The sequence below is a fragment of the Streptomyces sp. NPDC096324 genome (genome assembly GCF_044763015.1).
Classification (GTDB): Bacteria; Actinomycetota; Actinomycetes; order Streptomycetales; family Streptomycetaceae; genus Streptomyces.
Window position 1 is genome coordinate 106,506 of the sequence record NZ_JBIWFK010000002.1, and the last position, 21,902, is coordinate 128,407.

General features: G+C 73.0%; 21 protein-coding genes. 8 read left to right on the top strand and 13 right to left on the bottom strand.

Annotation, left to right across the window (positions count from 1 at the left end; all coding sequences use genetic code 11):
• Nucleotides 1-46 precede the first annotated feature (46 nt).
• Together ACIQ7M_RS04015 and ACIQ7M_RS04020 are read right to left on the bottom strand one after the other, a co-directional pair.
• The gene (locus ACIQ7M_RS04015) at nt 47-1,246 is read right to left on the bottom strand and encodes an RNA polymerase sigma factor (RefSeq protein WP_403639398.1); all 1,200 of its coding nucleotides are present in this window, start codon (nt 1,244-1,246) and stop codon (nt 47-49) included.
• Nucleotides 1,246-1,599 carry a YciI family protein gene (locus ACIQ7M_RS04020; protein ID WP_403639400.1) on the bottom strand — a complete coding sequence of 118 codons (354 nt, stop codon included), beginning with the start codon at nt 1,597-1,599 and terminating at the stop codon, nt 1,246-1,248. The genes ACIQ7M_RS04015 and ACIQ7M_RS04020 overlap by 1 nt, the downstream gene beginning before the upstream one ends.
• 103 nt (nt 1,600-1,702) lie before the next feature.
• On the opposite strand from ACIQ7M_RS04020, the gene ACIQ7M_RS04025 reads away from it, so the two are divergent.
• Entirely contained in the window at nt 1,703-2,800 is a 1,098-nt protein-coding gene (locus tag ACIQ7M_RS04025; protein ID WP_403639402.1) for an acyl-CoA dehydrogenase family protein, read from the top strand.
• Here ACIQ7M_RS04025 and ACIQ7M_RS04030 read toward each other — a convergent pair.
• The 3 genes from ACIQ7M_RS04030 to ACIQ7M_RS04040 form a co-directional block, all read right to left on the bottom strand.
• Nucleotides 2,790-3,932, bottom strand: coding sequence for an LLM class flavin-dependent oxidoreductase (locus ACIQ7M_RS04030; protein ID WP_403639404.1), 1,143 nt, complete (start codon nt 3,930-3,932; stop codon nt 2,790-2,792). The two genes, ACIQ7M_RS04025 and ACIQ7M_RS04030, sit on opposite strands and share 11 nt — an antisense overlap.
• Nucleotides 3,933-4,008: 76 nt before the next feature.
• Nucleotides 4,009-4,563: an NADPH-dependent FMN reductase gene (gene ssuE, locus ACIQ7M_RS04035; protein WP_384796070.1), complete on the bottom strand. Its 555-nt coding sequence runs from the start codon at nt 4,561-4,563 to the stop codon at nt 4,009-4,011.
• 691 nt (nt 4,564-5,254) lie between these two features.
• Nucleotides 5,255-5,737 (bottom strand): hypothetical protein, encoded by a 483-nt coding sequence (locus ACIQ7M_RS04040; protein ID WP_386976393.1) that lies wholly within the window; start codon nt 5,735-5,737, stop codon nt 5,255-5,257.
• A 360-nt stretch (nt 5,738-6,097) separates the two neighbouring features.
• Between ACIQ7M_RS04040 and ACIQ7M_RS04045 the strand changes: the two genes are divergently transcribed.
• Nucleotides 6,098-6,265 carry a hypothetical protein gene (locus tag ACIQ7M_RS04045; protein ID WP_355774671.1) on the top strand — a complete coding sequence of 56 codons (168 nt, stop codon included), beginning with the start codon at nt 6,098-6,100 and terminating at the stop codon, nt 6,263-6,265.
• 40 nt (nt 6,266-6,305) lie between these two features.
• On the opposite strand, the gene ACIQ7M_RS04050 is transcribed toward ACIQ7M_RS04045, so the two are convergent.
• Complete coding sequence (locus ACIQ7M_RS04050; protein WP_403639407.1) at nt 6,306-8,447, bottom strand: MMPL family transporter; 2,142 nt, start codon at nt 8,445-8,447, stop codon at nt 6,306-6,308.
• Nucleotides 8,448-8,612: 165 nt separating this feature from the next.
• Nucleotides 8,613-9,071 carry a MarR family winged helix-turn-helix transcriptional regulator gene (locus ACIQ7M_RS04055; RefSeq protein ID WP_403640870.1) on the bottom strand — a complete coding sequence of 153 codons (459 nt, stop codon included), beginning with the start codon at nt 9,069-9,071 and terminating at the stop codon, nt 8,613-8,615.
• 213 nt (nt 9,072-9,284) lie between these two features.
• Here ACIQ7M_RS04055 and ACIQ7M_RS04060 point away from each other — a divergent pair, with 213 nt between their 5' ends.
• The 3 genes from ACIQ7M_RS04060 to ACIQ7M_RS04070 all read left to right on the top strand — a co-directional run bounded on the left by ACIQ7M_RS04060 (nt 9,285) and on the right by ACIQ7M_RS04070 (nt 13,415).
• On the top strand, nt 9,285-10,811 hold the full coding sequence (locus ACIQ7M_RS04060) for an SDR family oxidoreductase (protein ID WP_403639409.1): 1,527 nt from the start codon (nt 9,285-9,287) through the stop codon (nt 10,809-10,811).
• Between the two features lie 227 nt (nt 10,812-11,038).
• A complete protein-coding gene (locus tag ACIQ7M_RS04065; protein ID WP_403639411.1) occupies nt 11,039-12,412 on the top strand; it encodes a cryptochrome/photolyase family protein in 1,374 nt (457 codons plus the stop codon).
• Nucleotides 12,413-12,623: 211 nt separating this feature from the next.
• The gene (locus tag ACIQ7M_RS04070) at nt 12,624-13,415 is read left to right on the top strand and encodes a DUF4142 domain-containing protein (RefSeq protein WP_403639413.1); all 792 of its coding nucleotides are present in this window, start codon (nt 12,624-12,626) and stop codon (nt 13,413-13,415) included.
• Between the two features lie 65 nt (nt 13,416-13,480).
• Here the strand turns inward: ACIQ7M_RS04070 and ACIQ7M_RS04075 are convergent, their stop codons facing one another.
• Nucleotides 13,481-14,479, bottom strand: coding sequence for a MerR family transcriptional regulator (locus tag ACIQ7M_RS04075; protein ID WP_403639415.1), 999 nt, complete (start codon nt 14,477-14,479; stop codon nt 13,481-13,483).
• A gap of 113 nt (nt 14,480-14,592) precedes the next feature.
• Between ACIQ7M_RS04075 and ACIQ7M_RS04080 the strand changes: the two genes are divergently transcribed.
• The 3 genes from ACIQ7M_RS04080 to ACIQ7M_RS04090 all read left to right on the top strand — a co-directional run bounded on the left by ACIQ7M_RS04080 (nt 14,593) and on the right by ACIQ7M_RS04090 (nt 16,622).
• Complete coding sequence (locus ACIQ7M_RS04080) at nt 14,593-15,186, top strand: sigma-70 family RNA polymerase sigma factor (protein WP_386976413.1); 594 nt, start codon at nt 14,593-14,595, stop codon at nt 15,184-15,186.
• A gap of 102 nt (nt 15,187-15,288) precedes the next feature.
• Complete coding sequence (locus ACIQ7M_RS04085) at nt 15,289-15,873, top strand: sigma-70 family RNA polymerase sigma factor (RefSeq protein WP_355775278.1); 585 nt, start codon at nt 15,289-15,291, stop codon at nt 15,871-15,873.
• Nucleotides 15,870-16,622 carry an anti-sigma factor domain-containing protein gene (locus ACIQ7M_RS04090; RefSeq protein WP_403639418.1) on the top strand — a complete coding sequence of 251 codons (753 nt, stop codon included), beginning with the start codon at nt 15,870-15,872 and terminating at the stop codon, nt 16,620-16,622. Before ACIQ7M_RS04085 ends, ACIQ7M_RS04090 begins: the two co-directional genes overlap by 4 nt.
• A gap of 137 nt (nt 16,623-16,759) precedes the next feature.
• On the opposite strand, the gene ACIQ7M_RS04095 is transcribed toward ACIQ7M_RS04090, so the two are convergent.
• The 5 genes from ACIQ7M_RS04095 to ACIQ7M_RS04115 all read right to left on the bottom strand — a co-directional run bounded on the left by ACIQ7M_RS04095 (nt 16,760) and on the right by ACIQ7M_RS04115 (nt 21,870).
• A complete protein-coding gene (locus tag ACIQ7M_RS04095) occupies nt 16,760-17,566 on the bottom strand; it encodes a DUF1295 domain-containing protein (RefSeq protein ID WP_355775748.1) in 807 nt (268 codons plus the stop codon).
• A complete protein-coding gene (locus tag ACIQ7M_RS04100) occupies nt 17,563-18,840 on the bottom strand; it encodes a class I SAM-dependent methyltransferase (RefSeq protein ID WP_403639420.1) in 1,278 nt (425 codons plus the stop codon). Before ACIQ7M_RS04100 ends, ACIQ7M_RS04095 begins: the two co-directional genes overlap by 4 nt.
• The gene (locus ACIQ7M_RS04105) at nt 18,837-19,568 is read right to left on the bottom strand and encodes a DUF1365 domain-containing protein (protein WP_403639422.1); all 732 of its coding nucleotides are present in this window, start codon (nt 19,566-19,568) and stop codon (nt 18,837-18,839) included. The genes ACIQ7M_RS04100 and ACIQ7M_RS04105 overlap by 4 nt, the downstream gene beginning before the upstream one ends.
• Nucleotides 19,565-20,890, bottom strand: a complete 1,326-nt coding sequence (locus ACIQ7M_RS04110; RefSeq protein WP_403639424.1) for an NAD(P)/FAD-dependent oxidoreductase — start codon at nt 20,888-20,890, stop codon at nt 19,565-19,567. The genes ACIQ7M_RS04105 and ACIQ7M_RS04110 overlap by 4 nt, the downstream gene beginning before the upstream one ends.
• Nucleotides 20,891-21,051: 161 nt before the next feature.
• Nucleotides 21,052-21,870, bottom strand: a complete 819-nt coding sequence (locus tag ACIQ7M_RS04115) for an MBL fold metallo-hydrolase (RefSeq protein WP_403639426.1) — start codon at nt 21,868-21,870, stop codon at nt 21,052-21,054.
• Nucleotides 21,871-21,902 lie beyond the last annotated feature (32 nt).

Here is a 21,902-nt window from a genome sequence, read left to right on the forward strand (position 1 = left end):
GCAGCGCGACGCCGCCGATCAGGGCGGGCCCGGGGGCACCGTGCCGTCAGGCCGCGGCGAGGGCCGCTCGGGTCCGTTCGAGACGGGCGCGTTCGGGCGCACTGCCGGTGAGCTCGATGGCGGCGTCGTACGCCCGCAGCGCCTCGGCGTCACGTCCGAGCCGGCGCAGCAGCTCGGCCCGTACGGCGTGGAAGGCGTGGTACCCCTCCAGGTCCAGCTCCTCCACCAGCGCGAGGGCGGTGTCCGGTCCCTGGGTCTCGGCGACGGCGACGGCCCGGTTGAGCGCCACGACCGGGCTGGGCGCGAGCGACATGAGCTGGTCGTACAGCGCCAGGATCTGGCCCCAGTCAGTGGCGGCGGTGGTCGGCGCGTCGCTGTGGACGGCGTTGACCGCGGCCTGGATCTGGTACGGCCCCGGCCGGTCCCGGCGCAGACAGCGGCGCACGAGGGCCTGGCCCTCCGTGATCAGGTCCCGGTCCCAGAGCGTCCGGTCCTGTTCGGCGAGGAGGACCAGGTCACCGTCCGCCGCCGTACGGGCGGGCCGCCGGGCCTCGACGAGCAGCATCAGCGCGAGCAGACCGAGCGCCTCGGGTTCGTCCGGCATGAGCTCCACGAGGAGGCGTCCGAGGCGCAGGGCCTCGGCGCAGAGGTCCGCGCGGCCCCCGTACCCCTCGTTGAAGACGAGGTAGACGACGGCCAGCACCCCCCGGACACGGTCGGGCAGGTCCGCGTCGCGCGGGACGCGGTAGGGGATGCCCGCGTCGCGGATCTTGGCCTTGGCGCGGACGATCCGCTGGGCCATGGTGGGTTCGGGGACGAGGAAGGCGCGCGCGATCTGGGCGGTGGTCAGACCGCCGAGGAGCCGGAGCGTGAGCGCGACCTGGGCCTGTGGGGCCAGCGCGGGGTGGCAGCAGGTGAAGATCAGACGGAGCCGGTCGTCGCGCACGGGGCCCTCCTCCACGGGCTCGTCCGGGGCCTGCAGCCGGGCGGCCTCGGTCTGCCGGGCGGCGCGGGTGGACTCGCGGCGCAGCCGGTCGACGGCGCGGTTGCGGGCGGTCGTGATGATCCAGCCGGCCGGGCTCGGCGGTACGCCGGTCTCCGGCCACTTCGCCACCGCCGTGGCGAACGCGTCCTGGACCGCTTCCTCGGCGAGATCGATGTCGCCGAGGAAGCGGATCAGGACGGCGACCGCCCGGCCGTACTCGGCGCGGAAGACGGCCTCGACGTCGTCGGCGCCGACGGTCATCAGTCCTCGGTCTCGTGCGTGAACGGGCGGACCTCGATCGGGAGCGTCGTCGCCAGGGCCGCCTTGCTCCCCCACGTCAGCGCCGCGTCCAGGTCGGGCGCCTTGATCAGACAGATCCCGCCCAGATACTCCTTGCTCTCCGCGTACGGCCCGTCGGTGACCAGGACGTCGCCGTCCCGGGGCCGCACCACGGTGGCGGTGTCCGGCCCGTGCAGTCCCCCGGCGAACACCCACGCGCCGGCCTCGCGCAGCTCCGTGTGGAACACCTCCAGCTTGTGCATGATCTCTTCCAGGACCTCGGGCGCGGGCGGCTCGCCCTGCGGCTGCATCACGCTCAACAGGTAGTACCTCATGATGTGTCCTCCTCGGTGGTCCCACTCGGCGTCTTTCCCCCTACACGAAAGGGACGGCGCCGGATCGACACACACGCCACGACGACAGCGGGAGATTCCTTCGATGACCGTCCCACCGCATCCTCTCGTCGCAGCGGCCCGGGACCTGGCGTCCCGGGTGCTGGCACCGCTGGCCGAGGAGGTGGACCGGGACGGTGTGCCCGTGAGCAGCGTCGAGGCCCTCAAGCGGTCGGGGCTGCTCGGGATCAGCGCGCCGGTCGCGGACGGCGGCTCGGCGGCGCCCGCCCCGGTCGCCCGCGAGACCGCGGAGATCCTGGCCGGGGCGTGCTGCTCGACGTGGTTCGTGCAGACCCAGCACCACACGCCGGTGGCGACCCTGGCGAGGAGCGGTCTTCCGGTACGGGAGCGTCTGCTGGGCCCGCTCGCCCGCGGTGAGCTGCTGTCCGGTGTCGCGTACGCCCAGTTGCGGGCCCACCCGCGCGTCCCGGTACGGGTCACGCGCGAGCGCGGCGGCTGGCGCTTCGACGGAACGGTCCCGTGGTACACCGGCTGGGGGCTGAACGACGTCATGCTGCTGGCCGGGGTGACGGACGCGGACGAGGCGCTGTTCGCGTTCACGGAGGCGCGCGAGCAGCCGGGGCTGCGCCCGTCCCCGCCGATGCGGCTCGCCGCGCTCACCGCGTCCCGGACGGTCTCGCTGGAGCTGGACGGGCTGTGGCTGCCCGACGACGCGGTGGCGCTGCGCACCCCGTACGCGTCCTGGGCGGTCACCGACCGGCCCAAGAACACCAATGCCTCACCGGCCGTCTTCGGGATCACCGCGACGGCGATCGGCCTGCTGGAGGACGATCCCTCGGCCGGGGACACGGCGGCCGCCCTGCGGGCGCGTCTCGACGAGGTCCGACGGCAGGCGTACGAGCTGGCCGACCACCCGGTGCCGACCGAGCGGATCGAGGAGCGGCTGGAGTGCAAGACACGGGCGTACGACGTGATGCGGGCTGCCACCACGGCGGCGGTCGTGGCCGGCGGCGGGCGGGCGATGGATCTGCGCAGTCCGGCCCAACGGCTCGCCCGCGAGGGGATGTTCCTCCTCGTGCAGGGGCAGACGGCCGAGGTGCGCGCCGCGCACCTCGGGTCGCTGGGTTCCCCTCCGCGGCCCGGTCCGCGTTCGCATCCGCGGCCCGGTCGGCTCAGCCGCTGAAGGGCACCTGCGCCGCCGCCCCGGGCGGGGTCGCGACCGGGTGCCGCCACAGGCCACGCGCGGTGAGCCGGGGCAGGACGCCTTCGCCGAACCAGTAGGCCTCCTCCAGGTGCGGATAGCCGGAGAGCACGAACTCGTCGATGCCGAGGGCGTGATACTCCCCGATCCGGTCGGCGACCTCCTCGTGGCTGCCGACCAGCGCGGTGCCCGCTCCGCCGCGCACCAGCCCGATGCCGGCCCACAGATTGGGGTGGATCTCCAGTCCGTCCCGGCCGCCGCCGTGCAGCGCGAGCATCCGCCGCTGGCCCTCGGACTCGCTGCGGGCGAGCCCCTCCTGCACGGACCGCACCGTCGCCGGGTCGAAACCGTCGAGGAGCCGGCGGGCCTCGGCCCAGGCCTGCTCGGAGGTGTCGCGGGTGATGACGTGCAGCCGGATGCCGAACCGGAGGGTCCGGCCCTCCTTCGCCGCGAGCCCGCGGATCCAGGCGATCTTCTCAGCGACCTGGGCGGGCGGTTCGCCCCAGGTGAGGTAGACGTCGGCGTGCCGGGCGGCGATGTCACCGGCGATCGGCGAGGAGCCGCCGAAGTAGACCTCGGGCACCGAGTCGGGGACGCGGGCGAGCCGGGCGTCCGCCACCCGGAGATGTTCGCCGGACAGGTCGACGGTCTTGCCGTCCCACAAGTCCCGGACGATCTCCAGGAATTCGCCGGTACGGCGGTAGCGGGCGTCCTTGTCGAGGAAGTCGCCGTACGCGCGCTGCTCGTGGCTCTCGCCGCCGGTCACCACGTTGAGCAGGAGCCGTCCGCCGCTCTGGCGCTGGAAGGTGGAGGCCATCTGCGCGGCGAGGGTGGGCGACACGAAGCCGGGCCGGAAGGCGACGAGGAACTTCAGCCGTTCCGTGTGCTGACTGACCATCGCGGTCGTCAGCCACGCGTCCTCGCACCAGGCGCCCGTGGGGGTGAGGGCGCCGACGAAGCCCAGGTCCTCCGCGGCGCGGGCGATCTGGCTCAGATAGGCGACCGTCGGCGGCCGGTCCCGTCCCGACACGGTGGCGGGCGTGCCGTGACCTCCGCCGACGACATCGCGGCTGTCGCCGTTGGTGGGCAGGAACCAGTGGAAGGTGAGGGACACGGCGGCGTTCTCCGATCGTGGGGGCCTGCTGGGCGACGGGGCCGTCGGACGGCGGCCGTTCAGGCGGTCACGGGCGTCAGCCCGTCGCGGCGAGCAGGGGGGTGCGGCCCAGGGCCGCGGAGAACTGGTCCACCACCTGGACCAGGGCCTCGGCGCTGCCGGGCGCCACGGTGACGCTCCCGTCCTGGCCGGTGATGATGTCCTTGTCGAGGGTGAACCAGCCCTGCACGATATGGGCCGCCCCCATCGAGTTGAGGACCGGGCGGAGCGCGTAGTCCAGGGCGAGCACATGGGCGGTGCTGCCTCCGGTCACCAGGGGCAGCACGGTCTTCCCGGTCAGGGCGTACTGCGGGAGCAGATCGAGCAGGGCCTTCAGGACGCCGGAGTAGGCGGCCTTGTAGACGGGGGTGCCGATGACCACTCCGTCGGCACGGGCGAACAGTTCGGTCGCCTCGACTATGGCCGGGTGCTGGAAGTCCGCGCCGAGCAACGCCTCCGCGGGGATCGTCCGGACATCGAGGGGGATCACCTCGTGGCCCTGTGCGGCGAGCCGCGCGTCGAGGTGGCGCAGGAGCTTGGCGGTGCGGGAGGAGACCGAGGGACTGCCGGAGACGGACAGGACGGTGGCCATGAGTCCTCTTTCGTGAACGGGTTCCGGGTGAGTGCCGTGAGCGGGCTCGCGGGTGGATTCCGTGACCCGGGTTCCGGGTGCGTGGGCGTGACCCGCGTTCCGGGGCGACGGGCTGCCGGGGAGCGATGGGCGAACGGGGACGACGGGCCGGGCTCGCGCTCCACGCGCGTGGCTCGTCGGAAAGGGGCCTGAGTCCTGACGGACTCCCGTCCTCTGCGCGGCGGTCGGACCTCGGCGCACCGCACGGGCCGTTGCCCGGCAGACGGGGCCGGCGGCTGTGCGGGACGCATCGGGGTTCGGGAACTCAGCCGCGATCAGCCGGAGTTCGGGAGCCGGAGCGAGGGGCGGGAGACGAGGGAACGCACCGGTTCACGGTGAGAACAAGCCACCGTGGGCGGACGGACCCGTGCGAAGGAGACCCGGGATCGGGGTCGTCAGACTTCGCGGCGACAGAAGGCACTGCAGACACGCGCGAGGTCGACGTGGCGTCGTCGCGTGAGATCCAGTCGCTGCTTCATACAGAGATCGTCGCAGCCCAGGGCGAGGGCAGTCAAGGAACGGCGGTCCGGTCTCGCATCCCGGACTGTGGCCCATACAGGCGTTCCGCGGACTACGCCCGGCCGGCACCCCCGTGCGGCGGCACCGGACGGGGACCGCGCCCGCCGGGTGCGCTCGTCACCGTTCCCGCTGCTCAGCCGCGTACCGGCATGATCCCGTGCAGTCGACGTGGTTTGGGGGCGTCCAGCATGCTGACGCCGTTGTAGCGGCGGCCCCGCAGGAAGAGCACCGGCGCGGCGACGAACGTGACGAAGATCGAGACGATGCTGACGGGGAACACGGCCGGAAGCGACTGGCCCTCGGGGAGCGTGCGGCCGCCCTCGTGGACGGCGTAGCCGAACGCCGCGACGAAGACGAGGACGCTCAGGACCGCCAGGACCAGCAGGACGGCGCCGGTCCGGCGGGTACGGGCCTCGGTGCGGACCTCGGCCAGCAGGGAGGCGTCGCACACCGGGCAGATCAGTTCCACGCTCTGTTTGCCGGACGCCGGCCTGCGCACCCGGTACAGGCTGTCCTTCCAGGTGATCCTGCGGGTCCTGGTGAGGAACCCGGTCGTCCTGTCGCTGAGGATGTGGCGCACCGCGACTTCCACCGTGCCAGGTATGGGTCCGTTCATGTCCCGTCAGCCCCCCGTTCGCGCGCGTCCCGGTCTGGACGTGCGGCCACCACAGTGTCGGATTCGCGACGGCGGAGATCAACAGCCCGCGACAGGCTTTGCCCCGGCTATGCCTTCCGGGTGGACGAGCCGTCGGTGCGCGGGAGTTGCCGCGGATCGGGCCCGGTTGCCCAGCCGAGGACGCCTACCTGACGTCGGGTCGCCTGACGTCAAGTCACCTGATGTCGGGTCGCCTGATGTCGGGTCGGGACCGCGGGACTCGCTTCCCCTCGCAGGCTTGGATCGGCGGCCGCCGGGCAAGCGGAGTCCACGGGACTCGTCGCTCCGGGTCCGCCGTCCGAGCTGGAGGTGTCTGCCGCCATGGGCACAAGGGTGCTGGAACGATTTCCCGCCGGGGCTCCGCGTGGATCCTGGACCGCGGAGGAGTACGCGGCCCGGCGCAGGACCGAGGGCCTGAAGGCGACGGTCGTGATGGACCTGACCTCGGACGCGTTCCTCGTGGTCGTTCCGGCCGGCGACGAGGACTGAACCGGGGCCTGCCTCACGGGCATCGACAGGCCCCGGCCTCTCAGACCTCGACGCGCTCGTCCCCCCGGGTCCCGGGCGCGGGCGTCGGCTCGGGGCCGGCACCGGGCTCGCGGCTGAGTGCCCCCGGCCACCACGCCCGGCGCCCGATGTCACGGACCAGGGCGGGCACCAGCAGGGAACGGACGACCAGGGTGTCGAGCAGGACGCCGAACGCGACGATGAAGGCGATCTGCACCAGGAAGGCCAGCGGGATCACCGACAGCGCGGCGAAGGTCGCGGCGAGCACCACGCCCGCCGAGGTGATCACCCCGCCGGTGGCGACGAGACCGCGCAGCACACCCTGGCGCACCCCGTGACGCAACGACTCCTCGCGGACCCGTGACATCAGGAAGATGTTGTAGTCGACGCCGAGGGCCACGAGGAACACGAAGCCGTACAGCGGCACGGAGGCGTCGGTGCCCGTGAACCCGAACCCGTGCCGGAACACGAGCGACGAGATGCCCAGCGTGGCGACGAAGTTGAGCGCCACCGTGGCCACCAGGAGCAGCGGCATGAGCAGCGAGCGGAGCAGGACGGTCAGTATCACCAGGATGATGGCGAGGACCACCGGCACGATGAGCGCGCGGTCGCGTTCGGCGGTCTGCCGGGTGTCGTACTGCTGGGCCGCGTAGCCGCCGACGAGCGCGTCGGCGCCCGGTACGGCGTGCACCGCCGTGCGCAGCCGGGCGACCGTGGCCTTCGCCGCGTCGCTGTCCGCCGCGGACCGGAGCGTGACGTCGACACGGACCCGGCCGCCGACGATCCGGGGCGCTCCCCCGCCGGGCCGCCCTGAGCCCGTCACCGCGGCGGCCGACGCGACGCCGTCCGTCGCGCGCGCCGCGGAGGTGACCTGCGCGACGCGACCGGCGTTCGTGATGATCACGGCGGGGTTGCCGGAGCCGCCGGGGAAGTGCCGTCCGAGGGTCTCCTGCGCGGCGACCGACGGCGCGTCGTTGACGAAGGTCTCGGCGAGCGGGATGCCCTTGGCGGTCAGGGTGGGCGCGAAGGCCGCGCAGGCGAGGAGCCCGGCCAGGGCGATCGCCCAGACCTTGCGCGGTGCGCGGTCGACCAGCGCCGCGACCCGGTTCCAGATGCCGTCACCGGTGCTCACCCCGCCCGCCGGACGGGGCTTGGCCGGCCAGTACGCGGCGCGGCCGAGGAGTACCAGGACGGCGGGCAGGAAGGTGAGCGAGCTGAGCGCGGCGCAGGCGACGCCGATGGCACCCACCGGACCGAGCGAGCGGTTGTTCGTGAGGTCGCTGAGCAGCAGCGCCAGCAGTCCGAGGGCGACGGTTCCCGCGCTCGCCACGATCGCGCCCCAGGACTGCCGCAGCGCCGCCCGTACGGCGGTGAACCGGTCGGCGCTCAGGGCCAGTTCCTCACGGAAGCGGGCACTGATCAGGAGCGCGTAGTCGGTCGCGGCGCCGATCACGAGGATCGAGAGGATGCCCTGCACCTGGCCGTCGACGCGTACGACGTCGTGGTCGGCGAGGACGTAGACGACGGCGCAGGCCAGGCCGAGCGCGAACACCGATCCGAGGATGATGAGGAAGGGCAGCAGCACACTGCGGTAGACGAGCAGCAGGATCACGAGGACGGTCGCCAGGGCCACCCCGAGGAGCAGTCCGTCGATCCCGGCGAAGGCGTTGCCGAGGTCGGCCTGGCTGGCCGCGGGTCCGGCGATCCACGCGGTCGTTCCGGGGACGCCCTCGGCGGCGGTACGAATCCGGTCGACGGTGTCGGGGAGCCGCTTGCCGAGGTCGGGCCTGAGCTGGACGACGCCCTCCAGTGCCGTGCCGTCGTCCGACGGCAGGGCGGGGGACGGCCGGCCGACCACGCCGGGGGTGCCGGCGAGGGCGGCGAGCGCGTGGGTCGCGGCGGACCGCCGGGCCGTGGCCGTGGAGGCGTCGCCGTCCACGGTCCACACGACGATCGCGGGCAGTGTCCCGTCCTGCTGGAAGGCCCGCTGCTGCGCCACGACCTTCGTGGACTCGGCGCTGCGCGGCAGGAACGCGGCCTGGTCGTTGGTGGAGACCTCGCCGAGCCGGCCGGCGTAGGGGCCGAGGGTGCCGCCGATGCCGAGCCAGGCGACGAGCAGGACGACGGGGATCAGCCACAGGGCTCGTCGCGGGGTGAGGGACATCGCTCTCCAGGTTTCGCCGTCAGGTGTCTCGATGAATGACAATCTCAATCATCGAGATATCTTGCGGCCAGATCGTAGACCATGCCCGGACTTCCGGCCCCGGGGGCCGTTCGGATGCGTCGGAGCGCGTTCGGACGCGGGCGCCCGCGGGCGGGTTCAGCGGGTTCAGCGGCCGGGCGACCGTACGGCGGAGAGCTGTTCGTTCATCGCTGCCAGGAACCGGAGGACCACGGCCAGCTCGTCCTCGCTGAAACCGGACCGCACGTTCGCCGTGACCTCGGCGAGCGGCCGGAAGTGGGAGCGCGCGGCGGCCCTGGCGTCGGGGTCGTAGTGAAGGTGGACCACCCTGCGGTCGGGGCTCTCCCGGACCCGCCGGATGTGACCCGCGCGTTCGAGCCGGTCCAGACAGGCGGTGACCGCGCCCGAGGTGAGTCCGAGGTGCTCGCGCAGCCGGCCGGGGGTGAGCGGCTCGGAGGCGTCGAGGATCGCCGCGAGCGCCAGGACGTCCGTCGCGTGCAGACCGTGTTCCCCGGCGAAGCCGTGGACCAGCCGGTTGATCTCGCCGTTCAGCCGGCGCAGCTCGACCGCGAAGGAGTGAAGATCCGTCGCCCCGGCCCGGTCCAGGACCGTATCGGGGTCCGGATCGTCCGTCCGGTCGTCACGGTCGTCTCGTCTGGCCACGTGATCAGCCTATAGAAGTCCCGACGCCTCCCCCGTTCGGGCGTCCCGCACCCGGCGGCGGCCCCGTCCGGCGCATCCGCGGACGGTGCCCGGGTGGAAGGGATCAGGGACGAGGGCCGTCCCCGAGGAGGCCCGGCGGCGACCGACGGAGGACCCATGAGCGACGAGGAGACCGGCACCGGCCCCAGGTGTCTGGTGACCGGTGCCACCGGCTACATCGGCGGACGGCTGGTCCCCGAACTGCTGGCCGAGGGCTATCGGGTGCGCTGTCTGGCCCGCTCGCCGGCCAAGCTGCGCGACTATCCCTGGGCGGGTGAGGCGGAGGTGGTGCGCGGCGACGTCACGGACGCCGAATCCGTCGCCGACGCCCTGCGCGGCTGCGAGGTCGCGTACTACCTCGTGCACGCTCTCGGCACGGGCCACGACTTCGAGGAGACGGACCGCAGGGCGGCCCGCGTCTTCGGCGAACAGGCCCGTGCCGCGGGCGTGCGGCGCATCGTCTACCTGGGCGGCCTCACCCCCGCGGGAGTTCCGGTCGCCGAGCTGTCGCCGCATCTGAGGTCCCGGGCCGAGGTGGGGCGCATCCTGCTGGAGTCGGGCGTACCGACCACCGTGCTGCGCGCCGCGGTGATCATCGGCTCCGGCTCGGCCTCCTTCGAGATGCTGCGCTACCTCACCGAGCGGCTGCCGGTGATGGTGACGCCGAGCTGGGTGCACACCCGCATCCAGCCGATGGGCGTACGCGACGTCCTGCGCACCCTGGTCGGCAGCGCCAAGATGCCGGCGGAGGTCAACCGCGCCTTCGACATCGGCGGCCCCGACGTCCTCACCTATCTGGAGATGATGCGGCGGTACGCGGCCGTCGCCGGGCTGCCGCGCAGGCTGATCTTCGCGGTGCCGGTCCTCACGCCCCGGCTGTCCAGTCACTGGGTCGGGCTGGTCACCCCGGTGCCCGCGTCGATCGCGCGTCCGCTCACCGAGTCGCTGCGCCATGAGGTCGTGTGCCGCGAGCACGACATCGTCCGGTACGTTCCCGATCCCCCGGGACGGCCGATCGGCTTCGACGCGGCGGTGTCCCTGGCGCTCCAGCGGGTGCGCGACGCCCAGGTGACGACGCGGTGGTCGTCGGCGTCGTATCCCGGGACGGCCAGCGACCCGCTGCCCACCGACCCCGACTGGGCGGGCGGCAGCCTCTACACGGACGACCGCGAACTGGCCGTGGACGCCTCGCCGAAGAACCTGTGGCGGGTGATCGAGGGCATCGGCGGCGACAACGGCTGGTACTCCTTCCCGCTGGCCTGGGCGGTGCGTGGCTGGATGGACCGGCTGGTGGGCGGGGTGGGCCTGCGGCGCGGACGCCGGGACGCCAGCCGGCTGCGGGTGGGCGACTCCCTGGACTTCTGGCGGGTGGAGGAGATCGAGCCGGGCCGGCTGCTGCGGCTGCGGGCCGAGATGAGACTGCCCGGTCTCGCGTGGCTGGAGATGTACGCCGACGCGACGGACGACGGGGGTACGCGCTACCGGCAGCGGGCCCTGTTCCATCCGCACGGGCTGCTGGGGCATCTGTACTGGTGGAGCGTCTCGCCGTTCCACTCCGTGGTGTTCGGCGGCATGGCCCGGAACATCGCGCTGGCCGCCAAGAACGCCCCCGCGGACGCGCCCGCCCCGGCGCTCACCCGCTGACCCGCGGCGGCGCCGTGTCCCACAGTGCTGTGCCCTGTCCCGCCACGCCGAGCCGCGACCCGCCGTGCCGACCTGTGACCCGCCGTGCCGGGCCGTGGCACCGGCCTCGCCTCCGCGACGGGCGGGCGCACCGCCCCGCGAACCGGCCGGACCGCATCCGCATCGGTCCTCCGAGCCGAAGCAGACCGACGCCGTTACCCCGCTGAGCACCGCCCCGGAGCCACCCCATGACCGTCTCGATCGTGCTGTTCACCTCCGACCTGCGCCTGCACGACCATCCACCGCTGCGGGCCGCCCTCGACGGTTCGGACGCGGTGGTACCCCTCTTCGTCCGCGACGACGCCGTCGCGGACGCCGGGTTCACCGCCCCCAACCGGATGGCGTTCCTCGCCGACTGCCTGACGGACCTGGACGCCGGGCTCCGCGACCGCGGCGGGCGCCTGGTGGTGCGCTCCGGCGACGTGACCACCGAGGTGGCCCAGGCGGCCGCCGAGACCGACGCCGACGAGGTGCACATCGCGGCGGGGGTCAGCGCGTACGCGCACCGCAGGGAGGAGCGGCTGCGCGCCGCCCTGGAGGCGGACGGCCGCCGCCTGTACGTCCACGACGCGGTCGTCACCGCGCTCGCTCCCGGCGCCGTGACCCCGGCGTCCTCCGACCACTTCGCCGTCTTCACGCCGTACCACCGGCAGTGGGCGCGGCAGCCGTTGCGTGACCCGCTCGCGGCCCCCCGGACCGTCCGGGTGCCGGACGGCGTCGGTTCGGAGGCGGTCCCCTCGCGCCCGGACGTGTCCGGCGTGTCCGAGGGACTGGCCCGCGGCGGCGAGCGAGAGGCCCGGAAGCTGCTGACGGCCTGGCTGCGCAACGGGATCGGGGCGTACGAGGACCGTCACGACGACCTGCCCGGCGACGCGACCTCCCGGCTCTCCCCTCATCTGCACTTCGGCTCGCTGTCGGCGGCCGAGCTGGTACACCGGGCGCGCGGGGCGGGCGGTCCGGGTGCCGAGGCGTTCGTACGGCAGGTCGCGTGGCGCGACTTCCACCACCAGGTGCTGGCCGCGCGGCCGGACGCGTCCGCCGCCGACTACCGCTCCAAGCACGACCATTGGCGCACGGGGGCCGAGGCACGGGACGACATCGAGGCCTGGCGGGAGGGGCGGACCGGCTACCCGGTGGTGGACGCGGCGATGCGGCAACTGCGCCACGAGGGCTGGATGCACAACCGGGGGCGCCTGCTCACCGCGAGCTTCCTGGTCAAGACGCTGTACGTGGACTGGCGGGTCGGGGCCCGGCACTTCCTTGACCTGCTGGTGGACGGCGATGTAGCCAACAACCAGCTCAACTGGCAGTGGATGGCGGGAACGGGCACGGACAGCCGGCCCAACCGCGTCCTGAACCCGCTGACCCAGGCCAGGCGTTACGACCCGGACGGGTCATATGTCCGGTCCTGGGTGCCCGAGTTGGCCGAGATCGCCGGGCATGCCGTGCACGAACCGTGGAAGCTCCGGGGTCTGGACCGGGCCGCGTGCGACTACCCGGACCCGATCGTCGACCTCTCCGAGGGGCTGGCCCGGTTCAAGAGGGCCCGTGGCCTGGACTGACGGCAACGCCCGAGCCGCGTGCGGGAGCGAGCGGATCCGAAGATAAACTGCCTGGGATTTTACCTGTTGTAGAGATTCCTCGTCGGTGCGCCGCCGTATTGATGGTCGTCCGAACCACTCGTACCGGATCCGTGCGCACCGGATCCATCGCGCGGCCACCCCGGAGCCAACAGCCCCGGAACCGCCGCACCCGCCCCCAGGAGGCTGTTCAATGCGCATTACACGGAACGTGGGAACCCTCTTCGTGGCCGGTGCGTTGACGCTGACCCTGGCCGCACTCGCCTATCCGGCCATGCTCGGGATCCAGACCACGTCCGCAGCGCCGGTCCGGATCATCGCCAATCCGTCCTCGGGGCCGCTGACCGAGTCCGACCGCGACTTCGTCGTCAAGGTGCGCGCGGCGGGACTGTGGGAGTACCCGGTCGGACTGCTCGCCCTGCAGAAGGGGACCACCCCGGCGGTCCGCACGGCGGGAGAGCACCTGATCTCGGGTCATGCCGGGCTCGACGCCTCGAGCCGCAAGATCGCCAAGGAACTCGGCATCACGCTGCCCAACAAGCCGTCCCCGCAGCAGCAGGGCTTCGTGGCGACGTTGAGCGCGGACTCCGGCACGAAGTTCGACAGCGACATGGCCAACATCCTGCGCATCACGCACGGACAGATCTTCTCGACCATCGCGAAGATCCGTGCCACGACCGAGAACACCCTCGTACGGCAGCTCGCCGACCAGGCCAACGACACCGTCCTGGACCACATCACCGTGATGGAGAAGACCGGCCTGGTCGACTTCGACCAGGTGATCATCCAGGAGACCACCATCCCGAAGGTGCCCGCGGTGAATCTGACGCCTCCCGCGCCGCAGCCCGGCGAGCCGGAGGTCGTCCTGACGCCGCCGGCGGGCGGGACGTCCCAGCCGGCGGGTGGGGCCTCGCTGCCCTCGGGTGGGGCGTCGCTGCCGGCGGGCGGTGCCGTGCTGCCCTCGCCGACGCCGACCGTGGGCTGAACAACCCGGATCATCTGAACGGCGGCCGCCCGAGCGAGAGTTCGCGAGGGCGGCCGCCTTGCTGTTCAGCCCTCGGCCAGGCTCACCAGGGAGGTGAGCGCCTCCCTCAGTCCCGGCGGCCGGAGCATGCCCTGTTCCGGGCGTCCGGTCCAGCCGGGGCCGCCGAGCAGGACGGCGGGCCGCCCGCGGGCGCCCTTGACTCCCCAGGTGGTGGCCGCGATGTGCCGGGCCAGGGGGCGGTCGGCGGTGGAGCGGGTCTGCGACCACAGCACGACGGCGACCGGCCCCAGCCGCCGCACCGCCGCGGTCAGCGCCTCGGGGGGCACGGCGGGGCCGAACATCCGCGTGGGCAGGCCCTGTTCGGCGAGCCCCGCGTGCAACGCCTCCAGCGGAAGGCAGTGCTGCTCGCCGGGCACGCAGGCCAGCACGATCGGTCCCCCGCCCGTGGCCGGTGTCTTGGGCTCCACCGGTCCCGAAGCGCGGTGCAGCACACGGGAGATGTGCCACGACAGCAGGTGCTCGACCTCCACGTAGCGGTCCCCCGCGGACTCCCATTTGCGGCCCACCGCGTGCAGCGTCGGCACCATCACCTCCTCCCAGCCGACGACCACGCCGTGCCGCTCGACGAGCGCGGTCAACTGGTCGTCCACGGAAGGAGCGTCGAGACGTACGGCGGCGCGCGCGAGACCCTTGCACTCCTGCCGGGGGTCCCCGAGCGGCTCCGCTCCGGCCGCCCGCGCCGCGGGTTCCGGCCCGTCGGCCGTGCTCCCGCCCTCGGGCTCCAGGGGGTCGGACCACCCCTTCGCCGCCCTGGCGGCCTCGGCGGGCGGCACTCCGGACGAGGTCAGCCGGCACATCTCCTCGAGCATGGCCACGTCCTGCGGCATCCAGCGGCGGTGCCGCCCGCCGGAACGGACCGCGGGTCCCATTCCGTACCTGCGGTCCCAGGAACGCAGCGTGGTGGGTGACACTCCCAGGCGGCGGGCCAGCGCGCCCGTGGTGACACCGGCTTCGGCGGATCCCGCGCCCGGTTCCCGCTCCTGATCAGACCGGCCATCACCCATACGGCGACTATACGACGCAGAAACGATGCGAGTTGTCGCCTCTGTCCCATGGTTCACACAATCGGTTTCACGGGGCCCCGCACAGGGAGTTCCCGGAGCAAGGAGCCGTGGCCATGAGCGCAGATCCGATCGCCGAGCAGCCGACCGACGAGCCCGGGGACACGATCACGGACGCGGAACTGGCCCGTGGGATCGTCGACGGGGACGAGGCTTGCCTGGCCACCGCGTACCGGCGCTGGGCGCCCCTCGTCCAGGCCCTCGCCCGGCGTTCGCTGGGCGACCCGCGCGAGGCGGAGGACGTCACCCAGCAGGTGTTCCTCGCCGTGTGGCGGGGCGCGCGGGGTTATCGGCCCGAGCGCGGCCCGGTGGCGGCGTGGCTCGTGGGCATCACCCGGCGCAAGATCGCCGACGCGCTCTCCGCGCGGACCCGGCGCACCGAACTGGTGGGGGCGGCCGGGGCCCTGCTGGCCCTCGCCGACGACTCCCGCGCCCGGCCCGAGGCCTCGCTCGACCGTGTCGTCGTCCGGCACGAGCTGGCCAAGCTCCCGACGCCGCAGCGCCGGGTCCTGCACCTCGCGTTCTACGAGGACCTCACCCAGACCCAGATCGCCCAGCGCACCGGCTGGCCGCTGGGCACCGTCAAGAGCCACTCCCGGCGCGGTATGCACCAGCTCCGCGACTGTCTCCGCCCGGTGGCCGAGGTCTGAGCGCGGCGGTCCGCCGACACTTTCCGCTCCGTGGGCCAATCCACCGCCCCGCCGGCTTCGGATCACATCCGAAATGTTCGAAGCGTCTTGGAGGACCACACTGTGAAGGAAGCCGTGGAGATCGGGCGCAACCCGTCCGCGGGGCCGGACCTGCCGGATCTCATGGCCCGGGTCGCCCGCGGTGACCAGGATGCGTTCGCCTCGCTCTACGACGTGGTGGCGGGCCCCGTCCTCGGCATCGTGCGCCGGGTCCTGCGGGACCGGGCGCAGTCGGAGGAGGTCGCCCAGGAGGTACTGGTCGAGGTGTGGCGGACCGCCGCACGCTACCGCCCCGAGAAGGGGTCGGTCATGAACTGGGTCCTGACGCTCACCCATCAGCGGGCCGTGGACCGGGTGCGCTCGGTCGAGGCCTCGACGGCGCGGGAGCACAAGGCCGCCCTCCTCGACCGGACGCCCGAGTTCGACGAGGTGACCGAGCAGGTCGAGGCGCGGCTGGAACGTGAGCAGGTACGGCGCTGCATGCGCACGCTGACCGAGCTCCAGCGCCAGTCGGTGACGCTGGCCTACTACCGCGGGCTGACCTACCGGGAGGTGGCGGAGCTGCTGGCGACCCCCCTCGGCACGGTCAAGACCCGGCTGCGCGACGGACTGATCCGGCTGCGTGACTGTCTGGGGGTGACGGCGTGACCACGGCCGACCTGCACACACTGACCGGCGCGTACGCGCTGCACGCGCTGGACGACGACGAACGCGAGCGTTTCGAGCGGCACGCCGCGGACTGCGCCGACTGCGCGCAGGAGGTCCGTGAGCTGACCGCCACGGCCGCCCGCCTGGGCCTGGCCGTCACCGATTCGCCGGGCCCGGCCCTCAAGGACCAGGTCATGCGGCGGATCACCGCGGTCCGCCAGGAGGCGCCGCGCACGCTGCCCCTCTCCGCTCCCCGGGCCGTCGGCATCCGCCGGCGCCGGCGCGGGCACTGGGCGCTCGCCGCGGCACTGGCCGCGGCGGCGGCGCTGGGCGGTACGGCGGCCTGGCAGCACGAGCGCGCGCAGGACGCCCGGGAGCAGGCCCGTCAGGCCGAACGGCGTGCGGACCAGGTGGCCGCGGTTCTCACGGCCCCCGACGCGACCTCGCGTACGGCGAAGCTGGCGGACGGGGCGAGCGGCACGGTCGTCGTGTCCCGGAGCCGGGACCGGGCCGTGTTCATCTCCTCGAAGATGGCGAAGCCGCCCGGCGGCAAGGTCTACCAGCTCTGGTTCGACGACGCGGGCACCATGCGGTCCGCCGGGCTGATGGACCCGGGCCGCACCAGCGAGGCCGTGCTGATGAAGGGTTCCGTCGACGGCGCGTCCGGCATGGGGATCACGGTGGAGCCGGCCGGCGGCTCCACGCGGCCCTCGTCCCCGCCCGTCGCGCTGCTGGGGCTGCCCGTCTGAGTGTTCGTCCCCTCGGTTCGGGGGATTCGTCCCCTCGGTTCGGGGGAGGGGACGAACACTCGGCAGGTCGGCCGCCCGGCCGGTCGGCGGCACGGAGCGGTCAGCGGCACGGACCGGTGGTCGGCGGCGCGGACCGGTCAGCGGCGCCTTCGCGGCGGCAGCGGAAAGAAGCCGCTCGTGCGCGCCGCGTACGCGGCGAACCCGGGGCGCCCCGCCATGTGTCGCTCCAGCATCGGCTTCCCGCTGCCGTTGATCAGCAGGTAGCTCATCACCAGCGGCGACACGAGAGCCACGGCGGCCGACTGGGGGCTGTCACAGGCGAGCAGGAACAGGCCCCACCAGACGCAGAAGTCGCCGAAGTAGTTGGGGTGCCGGGTCCAGCTCCACAGGCCCCGGTCCATGACGCGGCCGCGGTTCGCCGGATCGGCCTTGAAGCGGGCGAGCTGGGCGTCGCCGACCGCCTCGAAGGACAGGCCGACGGCCCACAGCGCGGTGCCCGCCCAGGCGAAGCCCGTGAGCGGCCCCGGAACGTACTGCGCGGCCTGCACCGGCAGCGACACCAGCCACACCAGCGCCCCTTGCAGGAGGTACACCATGCGCAGGGCGTAGAGGTCACGGCTGCCGGGCGCCTTGGCCAGCAGGGCTTCGTAGCGCGGGTCCTCGCCGTGTCCCCGCCCGCGCCGCGCGATGTGCGCGGCCAGCCGCAGTCCCCACACCGCGGTGAGGACGGTGACGAGCACGCGGCGGGCCTCGTCGCCCTCACCGGCGGACGCCAGGAAGGTGACGAGGGCCACCGCGGTGAAGCCGATCCCCCAGGCGACGTCCACGATCCGGTGCAGGCCTCGGCGTACGGCGACGGCGAAGGTGACCAGCATGACGGCGAACGCCGCGCCGGCCGCGAGAGCGAGGTTCTGGGCGAACGCCGCCCAGGGGAATCCGGTCATGGCGTGGGGTCCTCCTTCGCGTCCTTCGTGAACACATACTGCTGGACGTCCAGATAGCCGGAGCGGAATCCGGCTTCGGAGTACGCGAGATAGAAGGTCCACATCCGGCGGAAGGTCTCGTCGAAGCCGAGCGCGGCGACCTCGTCGGCCCGCTCGGTGAACCGCTCGCGCCACAGCCGCAGGGTCTCCGCGTAGTGCGCGCCGAAGGCGTCCCTGCGTGTGGTGCGCAGGCCGGTGTGGGCGCCGGTCACCTCGTCGACCGCCTCCACGGAGGGCAGCAGCCCGCCGGGGAAGACGTACTTCTGGATCCAGGTGAAGGTGTCGCGGGAGGCCATCAGACGGTCGTGCGGCATGGTGATCGCCTGGAGCGCGACGCGGCCGCCGGGGGCGAGCCGTGCGTCGAGGGTGGCGAAGTAGACCGGCCAGAACTCCTCGCCGACCGCCTCGACCATCTCGACGCTGACGACGGCGTCGTACGTCCCGGTGGCCTCGCGGTAGTCGCACAGTTCGATGCTCACCCGGTCCTCGAGTCCCGCCTCACGGACCCGTTCACGGGCCAGTGCCTGTTGTTCACGGGAGAGGGTGAGCGAGGTGACACGGGCGCCGCGCGCGGCGGCACGGATGGCCAGCTCGCCCCAGCCGGTGCCGATTTCGAGGAGCCGCGTGCCGGGTCCCGCCTCGACGAGGTCGAGGAGCCGGTCGATCTTGCGGTGCTGGGCGTCGGCCAGCAGGGACCACGAGGCGGGGAAGCCGCGGAAGAGGGCCGACGAATAGCTGAGGGTGTCGTCGAGGAAGAGCGCGAACAGGTCGTTGGACAGGTCGTAGTGGCGGCTGATGTTGTCGCGGGCGCCCGTGGGGGTGTTGCGCTGGACGTCCGGCCGGCGCGGTGCCCAGAGGCCGCGCAGTCTCTGCAGCGGGGCGGGGATCAGCCCGGCCGCGTTCCCGGCGAGGACGGTGAGTACGGCGACCAGGTCCGGCGCGTCCCACTCCCCCGCCATGTAGGACTCGCCGAAGCCGACGAGGCCCTGGGCGCCGATGCGGCCGTGGAAGGCGGCCGGGTCGTGGATCTCGATGACCGGGCCGCCGAGGCCGGCCCGGGTGCCGTCGGCGAACCGTGCCTGGAGCGGCAGTCGTTCGAGCGCGCGGCGCACCAGCGAGCGGGTGACGGCCGTGCGGGCCCGCGACGACGGCGGCCGGGTCACCACGTCCGGCCAGAGCGGCGGGTCGGTGTCCTGTCGGGGCGTCTCGACGGGGCAGGACTCGGCTGTCCTCATTTCGCGTTCTCCTGGGTTCGTTGCGGGGTGCGGGGCTGGACGGGCAGTCCGCGCAGGTAGAGGCGGATGCCGTGCAGCCGGATGGCGGCGGACACGGCGAGGGTGGACCAGGGGTGACGCAGCGCCTGACGCAGGAGTGCGCCGACGGTCGCGGCCTGCCGCGTTCCGCGTACGGTGGCGGTGAAGGGCCGGGTGCCCACGCGTTCCAGATGCACCGTCAGGTCGAGCCTGTCGCCGGGCTCGGGGAGCCGCATCCGGTAGGCGCCGTCGACGGGGAAGAACGGCGACACGTAGAACTCCTTGCGGGTCCGTACCGTGCCGCTGTCGTCGGGGCGCAGCAGATAGGAGTGCCGTTCGCCGTAGGTGTTGTGGACCTCGGCTACGACGCAAATGGCGGTGCCGTCGGGGTCGTGGCACCAGTACAGGGTCAGCGGGTTGAAGACATGGCCGAGGACGCGTGCGTGGCTGAGCATGAGCACCGGTCCGCCGCGCAGGTCGACGCCGTGCGAGGCGAGGAACCGGTCGAGGCCGGCCCGGATGCCGGGCTGGTCGCCGTCGAAGTGGTCCCGGGGGTCGAAGCGGGCCAACGGACGCAGTGGGTAGGGCAGTTCGGGTGGGTGGTCGAGGTCCGTCAGCCACATGTACGTCCGGTGGCGGAGCGCGTACCGGGTGGGTGCGGTCCGTATGTGCGCGACCGTGCAGGGGTAGAGGGCCGGGACGCCGGTCACCAGGTCACCCCCAGGGCCTCGGCCGCCTCGACGCCGGACCGGCAGCCGTCCTCGTGGAAGCCCCAGCCGTGGTAGGCCCCGGCGTACGCGGTCACCGGGCCGCTCAGGGACGGGAGTCGGCGCTGGGCGGCGACGAACTCGGGTGTGTAGACGGGGTGTTCGTACTCCATGCGGGCCAGGACCCGGGCCGGGTCGACCCGGTCCTCGCCGCCGAGGGTGACGACGAACGTCTCCGACGCGTCCAGCCGTTGCAGCCGGTTCATGTCGTAGCTGACCCGGACCCGGTCCGCGTCGGTGTCGCAGTCGGGCATCAGGTAGTTCCAGGAGGCCCGTGCCCCGCGGGCGCTCGGCAGGAGGGAGGTGTCGGTGTGGAGGAGGGTGGTGTTGCGGGAGTAGCGGAACGTCCCGAGCACCTCGCGCTCCAGCGGGGTGGGGTCGGCGAGCAGCCGCAGGGCCTGGCCGGGGTGCACCGCGATGACGACGGATCCGTACGAGGCGGTGGTGCCGTCCTCGGTGGTGATGTCCACTCCGTCGGCGTGGCGGCGTACGGCCCGGACGGGGGTGGAGGTGTGCACCGCGTCGAGTTCCTTGGCCAGCCGGTCGACGTAGGAGCGCGAGCCTCCGGTGACCGTGCGCCACAGCGGCGAGCCGCCCACCGAGAGCATGCCGTGGTGGTCCATGAAGCGGAACAGATAGGCGGCCGGGTAGCGGCGGGCCGTGGCGGCGTCGCAGGACCAGACGGCGGAGACGAGCGGGGTCATGAAGTGCCGGGTGAAATACGGCGTGAAGCCCTGCCGGGTGATGAACTCGCCCAGGGTGAGGGTGTCCTCGCCGCCCTCGGCCAGCAGGCGGCGGGCGGCGCGGTGGAAGGCCGGCACTTCGGTGAGCATCCGCAGGTAGGGGCCGTGCAGCGCGCTGCGCGGCCGGGCGAACAGTCCCGCGGGGCCCCGGGCTCCGGCGTACTGGAGGCCGCATCCCTCGCACCGCACCGACATGCTCATCTCGGACTCCTGGGTGGCGACGCCGAGTTCGGCGAACAGCCGCAGAAGGTGGGGGTAGGTGCGGTGGTTGTGCACGATGAAGCCCGAGTCGACGCGGTGCAGGCGTCCGTCGGACGAGGTCAGGTCGTGAGTGTGGGCGTGCCCGCCGAGGCGGTCGTCCGCTTCGTAGAGGGCGACGGGCCGCTCACGGCCGATCACGTAGGCGGCGGTCAGCCCCGCCACTCCCCCGCCGATCACCGCCGTACGCCTGAGTGCTCTCAGCCGTTCCTCTCCGGTGCGCCGGGCGTCGCCGTCCGGAGCGTCCGCTGACCCCTGCCTCATGGGTTTCCTCCCGCCGGGCCCCTGATCGGGAGATCGGAGCTCTTGGAGGTATTCCGAAGCAGGGGCCCGAACGGATTGCCCCGAACATGATCTTCCGCGAAAGAGTCGGGAGCCGCTCGATCACGGCCTGGGAGGCGTTCCGGCCGCGGCGCGCGGGACGCTCACGCTCCGCCGGTGTACCGGGCCAGTTCCCAGGGGTCGTGGGCGCTGAAGACGTCGACCTCGTCGCCGTGCAGACGGACCAGTTCGCGCAGTCGCGCGTGGTTGGCGAGGCGCAGGGGCCGGTCCACCTCGGCGATCGTCTGGAGGAGGTCGAGACCCGGGTGGCCCACGGGACGGTCGGGGTCGATCTCGCGATGGAAGTAGTAGGCGTCACCGCATTGCAGGAGCCAGCGCCCGGAGTCCTCGACGGCTATGGCGCTGTGGCCCTGGGTGTGCCCGCCGAGCGGGACGAGCAGGATCTCCGCGTCCAGGCCCTCCAGCGGCCGGACCGCGTCGAAGCCGAACCAGGGGTCTCCCGCGGGCCGCGCGTAGGTGACCCAGTGCGGTCGGTGGGACCACTGGGACGGGCGGTAGCGGACGCGGTCCTCGGGGTGGGCGCCGGGTGCCGCCATGGCCGCGCGATGCTCGGCCTCGCTCAGATGAACCTTGGCCCAGGGGAAGTCGGGAAGGCCGCCGGCGTGGTCGACGTCGAGATGGCTGAGCACGATGTGCCGTACGTCCTCGGGCCGGAATCCGAGGGCGCGGACCTGGTGGAGCGCGGTCTCGGCGAGGTCGAGGGCGGGCTGGGCCCGGCCGAGGAAGTCGGCGCCGAGGCTTTCCTCGGGCCGGGCCACATCGGCCGTGCCGATGCCACTGTCGACGAGGACGAGCCCGTCGCGGTCGGTCTCGACGAGGAGGCAGTGACACACGGCCGGCAGGCTCGCCTCCTCGGTGTCGATCGTGCGCAGGGAACCGCAGTTCAGGTGGTGGATCTTCACGGTGAGTCCTTCCGGGCGTCCTTGGACGCTGC